Raw genomic sequence first — 13,935 nt, 5'->3', positions numbered from 1 at the left:
AGGATGGGTTCATCACAACGTGCACGACGAGGTCACGGCGGACACGGCGCGTTCCGACGGCGTCGTGACCGCTGTGAATCCGCCGTGATCGCTGTGATGAACCCGGTCGCCGCATCAAGGCCCTCTGACGCGGGAAGAGCGGCCTGACCGCAGTAAGCTGAATGTCGATTGAACCTAGCGAGCGCCTACTCAGCCGCCCCGCCGTTCTCCGCTCACCGGCGAAGCCCGCTCACTAGCACTAGCACTAGCACTAACGCGCGCGCCTCACGCCGCCGAAAACCCGACCGCCCCCGCGCTGGCCAGGCTGAGCGCAAAGGTCGCCTCCCCCTCATGCGTCCCGGCGTATTCCAGGGCCGCCACCAGGAACGGCCCCTCCAGCACGCCGAAGTCCGGCACCACCAGCCGCCACCGCTTCGCCGCCTGATCGAAGAAGGCTTCCCGCACCAGGGCGTCCGAGGCCGCATCGCGGAAGATCCCCTGGCCCGACACCGCCGCCGACTTGACCCCGGCGCCGGCCAGCAGTTCGCGCCACCGTCCGGCGCTGTCGCCGTCGGTGGCGTCCACCGTGCGCGCGTTCAGCGAAATCGTCCGCGCCCTCAACCCCGCCACCGTCGTGAAGACGCCCGGCGCCCCCTCGATCTTCAGCAGCATGTCCTTGCCCGCCTGTGCGGTCATCTTGTCCTCGCTTTGCTCCTGAGTGGCGTGTGGCGAGTGACGAGTGGCGAGGAAGGTCGTCGCAACGGCTCCCCCCGCTGCTTCCGCCCGCCCGATCCAGCTCGCCACTCGCCACTAACCACTCGCCACTTCCTCGGTCACCGCCCTCAGCCGCACCACCGCATAGGTCCGCCGCCCGTCGCTCGCCCCGAACACGTCGGCGAAGGTCGCCCTCAGGGTCGCGGTCCGCACCCCGTCCGCCTCCAGCACCGCCTCGTGCAGACAGGCCCGCACCGCCGCCGCCATCGCCTTGGCCTCTTCCGCGCCGAGGAAGCGCGACACCCCGGTCAGGGTCAGCCTCTGCTCCACCCCGCCCCCGTCCGCCGTCAGCGGCCGGCTCTCGCATCGGCCCAGCGCCAGATAGGGGCAGGCCGCCCCCTCCGGCGGCCGGTCGAACACCCGCCCGCCGATCAGGGCCGACACCGCCGCATCCGCCTTCAGGGCCGCGACCACCGCCTTTTGCAGGGCGCTCTCATGATCCTTCATCGCACCCGCTCCAGCTCCAGCCGCAGCCGCCCCGGCCGCAGAGGATCAAGGCCGACGACGTCCCAGTCGGCCCCGCCGAACCGCAGCACCCGCCCGACCGCCAGCCGCGCGTCGGCCCGCGCCTCGGCGCTCAGCCGCTCGACCGTGCGCCTCTGATCGCCCTCGCCCCGTTCGATCCGCCGCCGCGTCCCGCAGGTCAGCCAGGCCGAGCCGACGGGTTCGAAACCCACGCTGCGCCCGCCATAGGGGGTCTCGGCCTCCACCGGCCGGAACAGGCTCGCCAGAACCCTCACAGCCGCACCGTGCGATAGGGGGCGGTCCATTCGTCGATCGACAGATCCGCCGCCGCCTCGCCCCGCTCATAGGCCCGCAGCACCAGCATCAGGATCGCCAGCCTCAGCCCCGCCGGCGCGGTCGAGGTCAGGCTCAGCCCCACCTCCGCCTCCACCCGCGCCTGGGCCGCCCCAATCAGGGTCTGGATCAGGCCGTCCTCGGCCTCATGCTCGACCCTCAAAAACAGCTTCGCCTCCGCCACCGTCACCGGCTGCGCCATGTCTCACCTCGCCTTGCTCGGAAGTGGCGAGTGACGAGTGGCGAGCGGCGAGACGGCCACCCCTACTCAGCCCAAACGCCGTTTCATACGTCAGCGGCGAGCGACCACTCGCCCCTCGCCACTGACCGCTCGTCACGCCGCAACTACGTCGCCGCGAACCGCATCACCTTGATCGCGTCGAAGTTCTGCACCCCGCCGCCGACGCGCTTGGTCGTGTAGAACAGCACATAGGGTTTGGCCGAATAGGGGTCGCGCAGCACCCGCACCCCCGCCCGATCCACGATCAGATAGCCCCGCTGGAAGTCCCCGAAGGCGATGGACAGACTGCCCGCCGCCACATCCGGCATGGTCTCGATCTCAGTGACCGGATAGCCCAGCAGGCTCGCCGTCTCGCCCAGCCGCGTCGCCGGCTGCCAAATGTAGTTGCCGTCGGCGTCCTTGAACTTGCGCACGGCCGAGACCGTCTTCCTGTTCATCACGAACCGGCCGTTCGGCCGATACTGGGCCTTGGGCGCATAGATCAGGTCGATCAGCCGGTCGGTCGGACTGTCGGCCGCGAACCCGCCTGCGGCGCCCGAGGCCACATAACCGATCTGGCCCCACTGCTGCCCGGCGTCGGCGACGGTCGGATAGGCCAGAAAGCCCTTGGGCTTGTTCACCCCGTCGCCGGCCACGAAGGCCTGGGTTTCCTGGGCGGCGAAGGCGTCCTCGACCTCGGCCGCCAGCCATTCGTCCAGATCGACCATGGCGTCGTCCAGCAGGGCCTGGGTCGCCGCCGGATTGGCGTACAGATCGGCCGAGGGGAACTCCAGCAGGGCCAGGGTCGCCGGATCGGTCTCGGGCCGCGCCGCCGTCTCGGCCGCCCAGCCGCAGGCCACGCCCGCCGTCGAGACCGGCTTTCGGAACACGCCCGCCGCCACCGTCCTGACCGTCGCGATCTCGCGCATCGGCGAGGCCGCCATCAGCCGCCGCTCGATGGCCCGCTCGGTCTCATAGGGCGCGACATAGCCGCCCGAGGTCGCCCCCGTCGAAAGTCCCGCCTTCACCTCCAGGGCGCCAGACTGGCCGGTCTTCAGATAGCCGTCCCACGCCGCCTTCGCCTCCGGCGCCGACGTCGGCTCCACCGGCTCCCCGCCGATCGCCGGACGCCTGTTCTGGCTCATCACCCGATCCAGCCGCGCCTGCGCCGCCGCCACCGCCTGATCGATCCGCGCCACCTTCTCCTCCAGCAGCACATCGGCCGCCGCCTTCTTCTCGATCTCGCCCAGCCGGGCGTCGTTCGCCCCTTTGAACGCCTCGAACGCCGCGATCATCTCGCGCACGGCGGCGTCCGCCTCGGGATGCCCCGAAGCCTGTTTGGTCTCTTTCATGATGTCTCCGGTTTGATGGCGCCCCTCTTCGGCGCCGCGTGATCCGGGCGTGGCCCGAAACCTGTGATGGACGGCTGTCGTCCCTGGAAAAGCGTGCTACTCCGCGTGACGGAGGAGCTTCACCCATGTTCAGTCTCGTTCTCGCCTTCGCCGGCGCCCTGGCGCTTCAGACGCCGCCGGACACCTCCGGCCTTCCGCCCGAACAGGCGAAACAGGTGAATCAGGTCTTCGCCGGCATGACGCGCATGTTCGAAACCCTGGGCACGTGCGAACGCCAGTTCCCGCCGGGCGTCGCCGAGCAGGTCCGCGCCGCCCTGGCCAATGAGACCGATCCGGAAAAGAAGGCGGCCTCCGAGTTCCTCCTGGCGGCCTATGACAAGGGCAAGGCGTCCCCGCGCGCCGCCACCATCTCCTCCGACGAATGCACGGCGGAAATGGAAGCGATCACCGCCGAAATGCAGGCCCTCCAGGCCAATATCGAAGCCGCCACGCCCAAAAGCTGAAGCCGCTAGAATCGGGATCGCGGTCATCTGGCGCGATCCGCCCACGGCCCAGACCGCTCAGCCAGACCCGTCATCCTCGGGCTTGACCCGAGGATCGGCCCCTGGCCAGGCTCTGCGCCCGCGTCTTTGCTCAAGCGGCGGATCGCTCGATCCTCGGGTCAAGCCCGAGGATGACGGTCTTAGAGTATGATCATTCACGATCAGCCCGGCCCCGTCACACCCACGACGCTAAACCGCGCCCCCGGCAACATGGGAAACGTCACCAGCGACACCTCCCACAGCTCAACCCCGCTCAGCACCCTCAAACGTCCCTGACGCCGCGCCCGCGCCGTGCGGTATCCGATCGACAGGCCGTCCATCGCCCCCGCCCGGCTCAGGGCGGCGGCGAAGCGGGCCTCGGGCGACCAGTCTTCGATCCGGCCGCGCACGAACAGGCCGCGCTCGTCCTCGCGCACCTCGTCCCAGACCCCGACCGGCGCCCGGCCGTCGTGCTGGTTCAGCATCCGCACCCCTTCGGCGCCCGTCTTGGCCAGACTGTCGGCGAACGCCCCCGCCTGGACCACGTCCCCGTTCAGATCCGCCACGCCCCACAGGGAGGCGTAGCCCTGAATCAGGAGTGGCGCATGACGAATGGCGAGGGGCGAGCGAAGTCGCCCCTGCCTTCGTCCAATCGCCTCGCTCGCCTCGCCACTCACCACGCGCCGCTCGCCACTCATCCAAGCCCCTCCAGCCGCCGTTCGATCCGCTCGACAGCCGCCGCCGTCGCCTCGCCTTGGGTCTCCAGCCGCGCCAGCCGTTCGGCCACCAGCCTCTGTTCCCCGACCCTCTGCTCCAGGGTCGCGATCCGCGCCGCCGCCCCGCCCGCCCAGACCAGTCCGCCGATGGTCTGCACCACCACCGCGATCACCAGGGCGGTCGGCACACGCCGGACCTGAGAGTCGTCGCTCATGCGTCACGTCTCCCTCGCCACTCGCCACTCGACACTCGCCACCCCTTCCTCATCCCTCCACCCCCGCCATCCGTCGCCGCTCCGCGTCCGTCAGGAAGCTTGCCGCCTCCAGCCGCGCCCACAGGGCGTCGCGTTCGGGCTGCAGCGCCGGCACGGCCTCCAGGTCGGCCCGCACCTCGCAGCCGGGGAACCGTCCGCCCAGCCAGCCGGTCATCGCGCCCGCCGCCTTGCGCGCCAGGGGTATGACCGTCTGTCGCCAGAAGGCGGTGTTGGCCTCGCGATAGTTGGAATAGGTGGCGTCCCCCGGTATCCCCAGCAGCTGCGGCGGAACCCCGAAGGCCAGGGCGATCTCGCGCGCCGCCGCATGTCGCCCGGCGGTGAAGTCCATCTCGGCGGGGGTCAGGCTCAGGGGCTTCCAGTCCATTCCCCCCTCCAGCAGGATCGGCCGCCCGGCGTTCTCCACCCCGGCGTAGGCGCTGGACAGTTGGGCCTTCAGCGCTTCGAACTGGCCGTCGGTCAGCCGCTCGCCGCCCTTGGCCCCATAGATCAGGGCGCCGGACGGCCGCGCCCCATTGTCCAGCAGGGCCTTGTTCCAGGCCCCGGCCGCATTGTGCGCATCCACCCCCTGCGCCGCCGCCTCCAGCGGCGACAGGCCGTACCAGTCGTCCAGCGGATGCCACAGCTTCAGCTGCATCACCGGCGCCCAGCCGTCAGCCGCCCGCCCGATCCGGATCGACCGTCCGTCCACGGAATAATCCCACGCCTCGGGCCAGCCCGACCGGCCGGGAACCACCTTGACCCGGTCCGACCTGAGCGCCCACAGCTCCTCGGGAACCGCGTCCCCCACCGCTTCCACCCAGGCGTTGCCCGAGACCTGAAGCGATCCGTAAACCGCCTCCATCAGCTCCGCCCCCGACTGTTCGGGATTGGGCCGGCGGATCAGCCGCGCCAGCGGATGGGTCTCGTCGCGCACCCCGTCCACAAAGACCGCAAAGGGCGCCGAGGCCGCCGCCTCCGCAATCATGCGGATGCAGCGATAGGCCACGGCGTTCTTCTGATAGCCTTCGCGCGCCAGGCCGGCGTAGTCATTGCCCGTCCACCGCGCCCGCCCGACGCCCGACAGCAGCACCGCCGTCCGACTGGTCTTCGCCTCCGGCGCGCCCGGATCGGGCGCACGCCCGCCCCGGCCGAACGGCCACCGCATCCCACCCATCGCACTCTCCTGAATATGTCTCGCCGCAGCGGAGGCGGCGGCCGGCGCTCGGCGCCGCCGTTTCGCCTCCGCCCCGCCCGTGCTAGTCTCGGCCCATGACGATCCACGTCGACATCGCCCGGTCTCAGGCCACCCTGGCCGAACTCGCCGCCCAGGCCGAACAGGGCGAGGAAATCGTCCTGTCCCGCGACGGCCACGCCGTCGCCGTCATCCGCGCGGCCAAAGCTCGCCCCAGCCTCCGCATCGGCGCCCTGGCCCACCTGGGGCCGCTGACGGATGAAGAAGCAACCCTCTTCCTTCAGCCGGACCCCGAGATGGAGCGTTTGGCTCGTTCGGAAGACGAAGATCATTTCTACCGCTGAATGGCGGTCCTGCTCGACACTCAGGCCCTGCTCCTGGGCGTTCCCTTGATCAGCGCCGACACCGCCCTGGCGCGGGCCGCAGCCCAATATCCCCAAACCTCCGGCGTCATAGTCTTCTGATCCACGGCCCCTCGCCCTGCGGCTCCAGCATCAGCCGCGACACGCCCCAGACCAGGGCGTCGGCCCGGTCGGGGCTGGGTCCGCCCTCGCAGCCCAAGGCCAGCATCTCCTCCTCCAGGGCGGGAAAGTCGCCGCAGTGGACGACCCGCCCCTGTTCGTACAACAGGGCCACCGGCTCGGCCCGGGCGGCCTTGGAGCGGCGGGCGTGGACCAGGGCAACCGGGGCCGGACAGTCCGCCTGGCCCAGGACGCTTCGCACCATCTCCCCGCCCTGATTGGCCTCGGCCGCCACCTCCTGGGCGTCGAAATCCCGCGCGGCGCGACAGACGGCGGCGGCCCAGCCGCCGGGCGACAGGCCCCGCACCGTCCGGTCGGCCAGGACGAAGGCCCGCCGTTCGCGCCGTCCCACCACCACTATGCCGCAGGCGTCGCCGTGGGCGCTGGCGGGCGGATCGACCGCCACGATCACCCGGTCCAGCTCGGCCGGCCGGCTTCCCCGCGCCTGTTTCAGATCCGCGATGCGGAACAGGGCGCCCTCGCCCTCCACCACCTGTCCCTCCAGCTCCTGAGCCGCCAGCCGCGTCCCGCCGTAAAGGTCGGTCAGATGATCGACATAGCCCGGCGACAGGTTCTCGGCGTTGTCCGCCGTCGCCGCCCGGTCCGTCACCGTCCCCGGCTCGGCCATCAGCCGCCGCAGGGCCGGAATGGGCCGGGGCGTGGTCGTCACCGCCAGCCGGGGATCGGGCCCCAGCCGCAGGCCGAACCTCAGGTTCGACAGGACCGCCTCGGGCTTGCGCCAGGTGCAGAACTCATCGGCCCAGGCGGCGTGGAACTGGGGTCCGCGCAGACTGTCCGGGTCCTCGGCGGAAAAGGCGTAGGCGGTCGAGCCGTTGGCCCACACCAGCCTTCGCCGTCCGGCCTCCCAGCGGGGCCGGTCGCCCGGCTCGGCTAGGGCCTTGATGCCCGCCTCCCCCTCGACCATCACCTCGCGCACGTCGTGCAGGGCCGGACCGACCAGGGCGATCACCGCGCCGGGCCTGAACCGCGCCGCCACATCCATCCACACCGCCCCGGCGAAGGTCTTGCCCGACCCGCGCCCGCCCAGCAGCAGCCAGGTCCGCCAGGGCTCATCCAGGGGCGGGCATTGGTGAGGATGCAGCCCCGTCGCCCGCACCATCCGCCTCAGTTCGCGCGCGTCCATTTGGTCGGGCGCCTTTCGTCTCCAGAATGCGGTCCAAACGCTCGGAATGGAGGGTGAGCCGGCGTCGCAGCCGCTCGTCCTCCTCGGGTCTGTCGGTTCGCCCACCCATTTCGTCCTCTTCGCTGTCTTTTTCGGCCCTGCGCTCAGCCTCCATGCGGCGGCGGATCGCATCGACCGCCAGGGCGGCGCGCGCCACCACGCCGGCGCGCCGCGCCAGCGTCTCCGCATCCGCCTTTTCCTCGGGATCGTCCTTGGCCAGCACGGCGGCGGCGCGCTGAACCGCCCCCTTCAACTGCTCGAACAGCGGCGCCAGCCAGTCGCCGCCCGCCTCGCTCTCTTCGCTTTCTCCCGTCATGCCCAAACCCTAGCGCACCAGCGTCCCCAGGCCGGAAGTTCGCGCTTGGAAAGGCGTAATGGTTTGGAAGAACGGGATTTCAAGCAGCGTCGCCCTACGGCTTGAAGCCATGCATCCGACAACGGCTCCAAGCGCGGTAGGCCCAAAAATGACAAAGGGCGCACCCATAAGGATGCGCCCCGGAATTCGACGGCTTCAGCAGCTTGTCATCGCCTCCTGAAGCCCGCCACGCCGTCAAGCGGAGTGGTCTCAAAGCCCGATGCCTGAACAGAGCGGGGACGCGCCCAATCTGGGGGCTATAGGTGCCGTTTCAACTGCTGGAGGCAAGCCGCAGAGTACGGAACCCCTGATGCTTTGATGCTCTGGAGACGACCTGTCTCGACTGAGATCCATCTCCGCTGCAACGCTCAGGGCCTCCCCGTCGCGGTTTGTCTGAGCGGCGGTCAGGCCTCGGATGTGAAGGGCTATGCGCCGGTGATTGACCAACCCGGTCCCGACCCTTGCGTCCTGCTCGCCGACAAGGGCTACGACGCCGACTTCATCCTGGCCGACCTGGAAGCCAGAGACGTCGCCACCGTCATCCCCGCCAGGCGGAACCGCAAGGTCCAGCCCGTCATCGACGGCCATATCTATGGCCTGAGGAACCACGTCGAGCGATGCTTCTCGAAGCTGAAACACAACCGCAGACTGGCCACTCGATACGACAAGACCGCAGACAGCTTCCTCGGCTTCGTCCTCGTCGCTTCAATCCGCCTATGAATCAGACACTTTTCCACACCGCCTAGAATAGAATTTAGAATTAACAAACGCTAATTCGTTCGCAAGGCGTGTTGCGTCTAGGTTGTTTGACGAGAGATTATCGTCAGGGGGGCAGGCTTGACGTTCCATCGTACGCGCCGTCATTTTCAAAGAATCCGCAGCCGCGCGACGGGGTTCGAGACGCCCTGCCGCCATCCAAGGTGGATCGATCTTTCAGCGGCGGCGCGGATAGGCGCATCGGTCGTTGCGCTGTCTGCGCCGGGCTCCTCTGTCTTGGCTGCCACTCAGGCGGCCCCTGGCGCCCCGCCGGCGGGACCGCAGAGCCAAGGCCCGACCGAGGTCGAGACCGTGACAGTGGTGGGCAATGCGCGGGTCAGGGGCTCGGTCGATCGTCGCAGCTACGACATAAAGAACGATCTTCAGTATCAATCCGGTTCGCTCGCCGACGTCCTGAGCGGCGTGCCTTCCGTCAGCGTCGATCCCGACGGCTCCGTCAAATTGCGGGGGGCGTCGGGGGTCACGATTCTGATTGACGGGGAGCCTGCGCCTCAGGTCAACGGAGCCAATCAGGCGGCGGGGGTTCAACAGCTACGTGCCGCGCAGTTCAGCCGGGTCGAGGTCATGACCAATCCTTCGGCGGCGTTCAGCCCGGAGGGTCAGGCGGGAATCATCAATCTGATTTCCCGGAAGGACGGACAGTCGCAGCCGACGACCAATATCACTGTCGGCGGCGGCAGTCGCAGCGCAGGGAACTTCAGCGTCAGCCACTCGGCCAATCATGGACCGCTGTCGTTCAATGGGTCCGCCGGCGCCAGACGAATTCCCCTTGTGATCGACGACACTACGACCCGGCGCTTCATCCAGCCCGCCGACGCGATCGATCAAGACCGTCTTGAGAGCCGGACGCAGCTTCGCAAGACGGAAAGCAATGCGTCATCGACCGTGGGATGGCAGCTTGACCCCAAGAGCAAGCTCACGCTCGATCTGGACTATTTCGGCCTGGACCAGCGCCAGGACCGCCGCGCGGTCTTCGACTCGTCCGCCCGGACGAGCGGCGCCGAACCGGCCTTTGAGAGCACCAGCCATGGGCGCAGCGACGCCGACCTGGTCTCCGGCGGCTTGATGCTGAAGCGTACGCTTTCGGGGACGGACAGCTATGCTTTGGCTCGCCTGCGCGTGTCTCGTCAGACCGAGGACGAAGCCCAGGACGACGTCATCGACTATTGGGACGAGCCCACCAGGAACCGGCGACAGGCCGCCCTTCGTTCGCTCGAGCTGCAAACGGTGACGTTTAAGGCGGAATACAAGATCGAGGCCAGGCCGGGCGGGGAACTGATCGTCGGGTCCGATCTGGAGCGGCAGGAGGCCGACGTAGGCTACGCCGAGGGGCAGACGCCTGGAGCTGCCGGCCGCGCGAGAGACAATCCGTTTGGCTACGATCGCAGCGTCGCCTCCCTCTATACAACCTACAAAACTCGATTTGGCGAACTGGAGGTTCTGCCGGGCGTTCGGCTGGAAGTCGCCGACTGGGTGACGCGACAAGGCGGGAACGCTCAGCGCACACGTGATTTCGAGATTTATCCGACGGGCCATGTTCGCTACACGGTCGCTCAGGATTGGATCATCGGCGGCAGCTTTACGAGACGAGTCGATCGTCTAAGAGCGAATGATCTCGACGAGACCGTTAAATATTCTGGCCCCTTGTCCTATTTCAGCGGCCGACGTGATCTGAAGCCCGAAAAGACCAGCGCCTATGAACTGGAGCTTGAACATGAAGCTTCAGGACGCAACTATTTAGCCACCGGCTACTATCGTTCCACGTCGAACCGGATCGGCACGCTCAGCACTTTGCGGGCCGACGGTGCGATCCTCGACCGGCGCGCCAACATCGGCGAGTTTCGAACAGCCGGCCTAGAGCTTGTGGCGAGCGGCTCGGTCGGATCGACGATCACCTACAAGTTGACCGGCCGGTTTGCTTGGAATGAGGTCAGCGGCGCGGAGGGGGCAGGCTCTTACCGCCGCAGCGCTTGGACGCCCTCGTCTCAAGCCAACGTCAACTGGAAGATCACCGACCACGATTTCGTTCAGATAAACGCCGTTCAGCTCGGTGAAGATCTGAGCCAGCAAAGACGACGCGAGGCGTTCAGTGTCGTCAACCTCGGCTACCGACGAAAACTTGCCGACAGCCTATTTCTCACGGCCACGGTGTCAGACCTCTTCGACAGCGCCCCAAGACGAGAGAGGGTGCGCGGCGAAACCTTCGATCAGGACATCGACCGCCGCTACGACGCCAGACGCTTCACGCTCTCCCTGTCCTACGCCTTCGGGAGGCGCACCGGTAGCCTGGAGGATCGCTTCGACTACGGAAACTAGGCGGTGCGGACAAAGTGGATTCCCAGATTCTCTGATTGCTGATTCAAGGCTGTTCTTTGCGGAGAGCGGCGTTGGTTCGGGGTTTGATGACGGACGAGGAATGGGCCTTCTTCGAGCCGTTCGTGATCGAGACGGGACCGAGGCGGGATCGGCGGCCACTCAGTGCCTCCCTGTCGCGGTTTGTCTGAGCGGCGGTCAGGTCTCGGATGTGAAGGGCTATGCGCCGGTGATGGACCAACCCGGTCCCGACCCTTGCGTCCTGCTCGCCGACAAGGGCTACGACGCCGACTTCATCCTGGCCGACCTGGAAGCCAGAGGCGTCGCCACCGTCACCCCCGCTCGACCATCCATTCGGGCGCCTCGAAGTCCAGGGCGTCTTCCGGCTCGGCCAGGGCCAGTTCCGAGATCGTCTGCCCCCGGACCGAGACCCCGGCCGTATGCACCGTCTCGGGATCGCCCGAGACCAGCGGATGCCAGGCCGCCAGCGGCCGCCCCTCGTGCAGCCGGCGATAGGCGCAGGACAGGGGCATCCACTCCAGCGCCTCGATATTGTGCGGCGTCAGCTTGATGCAGTCCGGCACATGGGCCTTGCGGTTCGCATAGTCCGAACAGGCGCAGGCGTTCGGATCGAACAGCCGGCAGTGGACCCGTGTCGGGATCACCTCGCCCGTGTCCTCGTCCTCGAACCGGATGACGCAGCACAGGCCGCAGCCGTCGCACAGCCCCTCCCACTCGGCCGGGGTCATCTCGGCCAAGGTCTTGGTTTCCCAATAGGGTCGGGGGGAAGCGGGCATCATCGGACGGGGCGCCTAATCGACGGATGCGGCCATCAGATGGCGGCCGCGTCCTGGACCAGGCATCCATACCACCCCAGACCCTGATAGGTCTCATAGCCCGGCGTGCGGGCGTAGCCGACGGTCCGGTACCCCTTGGCGTAGCTGCCCATGACGCCGCCCGCGACGTCCAGCTTGACCGTCTCGCTCAGCACCCCGACCCCGTCCGAGGCCGCCAGGACGCGGTGCTTCTGGTCCAGCAGCAGCACCCGCGTCCGGGCCTTTTCGTCGGGCGTCAGCCGCACCCCGTCCACCACCGTCTGGGCCTGGGCCTGCCAGTCGAAATGGACGCCCAGAACCCCGATCACCGCCCCGTTCGCCAGGCCGCCCTGGCGGATGGCGGTGGCGTAGGTCGCCGTCGGCGCCCCGTTCAACGGCTCCAGCCGGGCGACGTCCGCCACGGCGAAATCCTCGCCCGATCGGGTCGCCAGGGCGTCGCGGAACCAGGTCATCTCCCGCGCCGACCGCCCCCGGACCGGATAGCGGTCGGGCCGGCCGTTGGCGACGATGGTCCCGTTCCTGTCGCAAATCCACAGGTCCAGATAGACGGTGTAGGCGTCCAGAATGACCTTCAACCGGCGGCTGGCGTGTTCGGCCTTGGCGGCGTCCGGCTGGGCGACGCAATCCACCACGGCGCTGTCGGTCGCCCACCAGCGCACGTCGCAGGTCCGCTCATAAAGGTTCCGGTCGATGATCTCGATGGCGTTCAGCGCCAGGTCCGCCAGCCTCTGGCCCCGCAGCTGGCCCAGGATCGCCCCGCCGATGGCCGACAGCTCGCTCAGGTCGCCCCGCACCTGCTGCTCCAGGGCGCCGGCGATGTCGTCGATCTGGCCCGAGATGCGCTTGAACTCCTCGGCCACCACCATGAAGCTGCGCCCGGCCTCGCCGCTGCGGGCGGCCACCACCTGGGCGTTGACCACCAGCATCTTGGAGGCCCGATTGACCGAGGCGATCTCGCCGATCTTCTCGCCCGCCACGGCGTTCAGCCGCTCAGACAGCTCGAGAATACGCTCAGGCCTGACGCCCGCGTCCGCTTCACTCATGGAGACCCCCGTCCCGCCCGGCGCGCCACAAGGGGAGGCGGGCGAACCGAGGCAAGCGCGAAGGCTAGGACGATAAAACTTAACGCCAGATAACCACGGCTCAGTGAGCCATGCTCTTTGAAAACAGCTGGATCACCACCACCCCGCCGACGATCAGCGCCAAGCCGAGCATCGCGGGCGCGTCCAGCCTCTGGCGAAAGGCCACGGCCCCGATCACCGAGATCGCCACCACCCCCAGGCCGCTCCAGATCGCATAGGCGATCCCCACCGGCATCTGCTTCAGGGCCACCGACAGCAGATAGAAGGCCAGGCCGTAGCAGACCGCCGTTCCGGCCGTCGGCCAGGGCCGGGTGAACTGCTGCGAGGCCTGAAGCAGGCTGGTGCCCGCCACTTCGCAGGCGATGGCGGCCAGGAGGGCGGCCCAGGTGACGGGGCTCACGGCTCGTTGGCCGTGATCGTATGGCCCGGCGTCAGCAGGGACAGCAGGGCCTTGCGCTGCTCGTCCGAGACCTGATGCAGGCCGAACAGGTCCGACATCCACAGGCCGTCGGCGATCAGCCGCAGCATAAGGGCGTCGTCGGCGCCGACGGGATCATCGGGATCGTCTGTCTTGATCCGCTCCATCCAGGCCTTCCAGCGCAGCACCAGGCTGGGATCGAGGGCGAAGGCGGCCAGGACCACCCGCCCGATGCTGACGTCCTGCAAGGTCACCGGCTCATTGACCGTCACCCTCAGATAGGCGCGGGCGTTGCGGCCGTAGGGCTCCGGATCGCGCGCCGCCTCGGCCAGGACGCTCTCCACATGCATGGCCCCCAGATGATCGATCATCCCCTCCAACAGGGCGGTCTTGCTGGGAAAGTGGTGCAGCAGGGCGCCCTTGCTGACGCGGGTGCGCGCCGCCACCGCATCGAGAGTAAAGCCCGTCGCCCCCAGTTCGGCGGCGACCTCCAGGGCCTTGTCGATGATTTCGGCGCGGGTCTGATCGGGCGCGCGGCGGCGGGAGGGGGTGTCCATAAACGCTACATACCGGCCGGACGGTAACTGTCAAGCTGGGTGCCGATGGACGATCTTTCCGGTGGCGTCTCGGCCCTCCAGCCCTTA

General features: G+C 68.3%; 18 protein-coding genes and 1 pseudogene. 5 read left to right on the top strand and 14 right to left on the bottom strand.

Translation table 11 applies throughout. From position 1 onward, the window contains the following. Nucleotides 1-264: 264 nt before the first annotated feature. The 5 genes from BSP_RS06000 to BSP_RS05980 all read right to left on the bottom strand — a co-directional run bounded on the left by BSP_RS06000 (nt 265) and on the right by BSP_RS05980 (nt 3,123). Entirely contained in the window at nt 265-675 is a 411-nt protein-coding gene (locus BSP_RS06000) for a phage major tail protein, TP901-1 family (RefSeq protein WP_054764899.1), read from the bottom strand. 114 nt (nt 676-789) lie between these two features. Then, nucleotides 790-1,200: a DUF3168 domain-containing protein gene (locus tag BSP_RS05995; RefSeq protein WP_152949632.1), complete on the bottom strand. Its 411-nt coding sequence runs from the start codon at nt 1,198-1,200 to the stop codon at nt 790-792. After that, a complete protein-coding gene (locus tag BSP_RS05990; RefSeq protein ID WP_227976057.1) occupies nt 1,197-1,523 on the bottom strand; it encodes a phage head-tail adapter protein in 327 nt (108 codons plus the stop codon). Before BSP_RS05990 ends, BSP_RS05995 begins: the two co-directional genes overlap by 4 nt. Continuing rightward, the gene (locus BSP_RS05985; RefSeq protein ID WP_152949631.1) at nt 1,490-1,753 is read right to left on the bottom strand and encodes a head-tail connector protein; all 264 of its coding nucleotides are present in this window, start codon (nt 1,751-1,753) and stop codon (nt 1,490-1,492) included. Before BSP_RS05985 ends, BSP_RS05990 begins: the two co-directional genes overlap by 34 nt. Nucleotides 1,754-1,896: 143 nt before the next feature. Next, nucleotides 1,897-3,123: a phage major capsid protein gene (locus tag BSP_RS05980; protein WP_152949630.1), complete on the bottom strand. Its 1,227-nt coding sequence runs from the start codon at nt 3,121-3,123 to the stop codon at nt 1,897-1,899. A gap of 125 nt (nt 3,124-3,248) precedes the next feature. Here BSP_RS05980 and BSP_RS05975 point away from each other — a divergent pair, with 125 nt between their 5' ends. Continuing rightward, a complete protein-coding gene (locus BSP_RS05975) occupies nt 3,249-3,626 on the top strand; it encodes a hypothetical protein (RefSeq protein ID WP_152949629.1) in 378 nt (125 codons plus the stop codon). Nucleotides 3,627-3,826: 200 nt separating this feature from the next. Here BSP_RS05975 and BSP_RS05970 read toward each other — a convergent pair whose 3' ends face one another. The 3 genes from BSP_RS05970 to BSP_RS05960 are packed head-to-tail and all read right to left on the bottom strand — an operon-like array spanning nt 3,827 to nt 5,779. Beyond that, nucleotides 3,827-4,342: an HK97 family phage prohead protease gene (locus BSP_RS05970; protein ID WP_370513379.1), complete on the bottom strand. Its 516-nt coding sequence runs from the start codon at nt 4,340-4,342 to the stop codon at nt 3,827-3,829. Then, a complete protein-coding gene (locus BSP_RS05965) occupies nt 4,339-4,575 on the bottom strand; it encodes a hypothetical protein (protein ID WP_152949628.1) in 237 nt (78 codons plus the stop codon). Before BSP_RS05965 ends, BSP_RS05970 begins: the two co-directional genes overlap by 4 nt. 49 nt (nt 4,576-4,624) lie before the next feature. After that, entirely contained in the window at nt 4,625-5,779 is a 1,155-nt protein-coding gene (locus BSP_RS05960; RefSeq protein WP_227976056.1) for a phage portal protein, read from the bottom strand. 104 nt (nt 5,780-5,883) lie between these two features. On the opposite strand from BSP_RS05960, the gene BSP_RS05955 reads away from it, so the two are divergent. Beyond that, nucleotides 5,884-6,150: a type II toxin-antitoxin system Phd/YefM family antitoxin gene (locus BSP_RS05955; RefSeq protein ID WP_054764891.1), complete on the top strand. Its 267-nt coding sequence runs from the start codon at nt 5,884-5,886 to the stop codon at nt 6,148-6,150. A 106-nt stretch (nt 6,151-6,256) separates the two neighbouring features. On the opposite strand, the gene BSP_RS05950 is transcribed toward BSP_RS05955, so the two are convergent. Further along, on the bottom strand, nt 6,257-7,471 hold the full coding sequence (locus BSP_RS05950) for a DNA-packaging protein (RefSeq protein WP_152949626.1): 1,215 nt from the start codon (nt 7,469-7,471) through the stop codon (nt 6,257-6,259). After that, a complete protein-coding gene (locus tag BSP_RS05945; protein ID WP_152949625.1) occupies nt 7,398-7,826 on the bottom strand; it encodes a hypothetical protein in 429 nt (142 codons plus the stop codon). Before BSP_RS05945 ends, BSP_RS05950 begins: the two co-directional genes overlap by 74 nt. A 357-nt stretch (nt 7,827-8,183) precedes the next feature. On the opposite strand from BSP_RS05945, the gene BSP_RS05940 reads away from it, so the two are divergent. From BSP_RS05940 to BSP_RS16595, 3 genes and pseudogenes are all read left to right on the top strand, one after another. Further along, nucleotides 8,184-8,585 (top strand): IS5 family transposase, encoded by a 402-nt coding sequence (locus BSP_RS05940; RefSeq protein WP_152949624.1) that lies wholly within the window; start codon nt 8,184-8,186, stop codon nt 8,583-8,585. 117 nt (nt 8,586-8,702) lie between these two features. Further along, nucleotides 8,703-10,958: a TonB-dependent receptor gene (locus tag BSP_RS05935; RefSeq protein WP_152949623.1), complete on the top strand. Its 2,256-nt coding sequence runs from the start codon at nt 8,703-8,705 to the stop codon at nt 10,956-10,958. Between the two features lie 100 nt (nt 10,959-11,058). Further along, nucleotides 11,059-11,241, top strand: a pseudogene (locus BSP_RS16595) (hypothetical protein); the annotation flags it as partial. A 46-nt stretch (nt 11,242-11,287) separates the two neighbouring features. Here the strand turns inward: BSP_RS16595 and BSP_RS05930 are convergent. The 4 genes from BSP_RS05930 to BSP_RS05915 all read right to left on the bottom strand — a co-directional run bounded on the left by BSP_RS05930 (nt 11,288) and on the right by BSP_RS05915 (nt 13,848). Next, on the bottom strand, nt 11,288-11,755 hold the full coding sequence (locus BSP_RS05930) for a YcgN family cysteine cluster protein (RefSeq protein ID WP_152949622.1): 468 nt from the start codon (nt 11,753-11,755) through the stop codon (nt 11,288-11,290). A gap of 32 nt (nt 11,756-11,787) precedes the next feature. Next, entirely contained in the window at nt 11,788-12,834 is a 1,047-nt protein-coding gene (locus BSP_RS05925; RefSeq protein ID WP_152949621.1) for a methyl-accepting chemotaxis protein, read from the bottom strand. Nucleotides 12,835-12,934: 100 nt separating this feature from the next. Next, the gene (locus BSP_RS05920; protein WP_054764885.1) at nt 12,935-13,273 is read right to left on the bottom strand and encodes a multidrug efflux SMR transporter; all 339 of its coding nucleotides are present in this window, start codon (nt 13,271-13,273) and stop codon (nt 12,935-12,937) included. Then, entirely contained in the window at nt 13,270-13,848 is a 579-nt protein-coding gene (locus BSP_RS05915; RefSeq protein WP_152949620.1) for a TetR/AcrR family transcriptional regulator, read from the bottom strand. The genes BSP_RS05920 and BSP_RS05915 overlap by 4 nt, the downstream gene beginning before the upstream one ends. Nucleotides 13,849-13,935 lie beyond the last annotated feature (87 nt).

The sequence above is a fragment of the Brevundimonas sp. Bb-A genome, assembly GCF_009394735.1.
In the GTDB taxonomy this organism is placed as follows: domain Bacteria; phylum Pseudomonadota; class Alphaproteobacteria; order Caulobacterales; family Caulobacteraceae; genus Brevundimonas; species Brevundimonas aurantiaca.
Note: the sequence above shows the minus strand (reverse complement) of the source record. Positions and strands in the feature narration are given on the sequence as shown.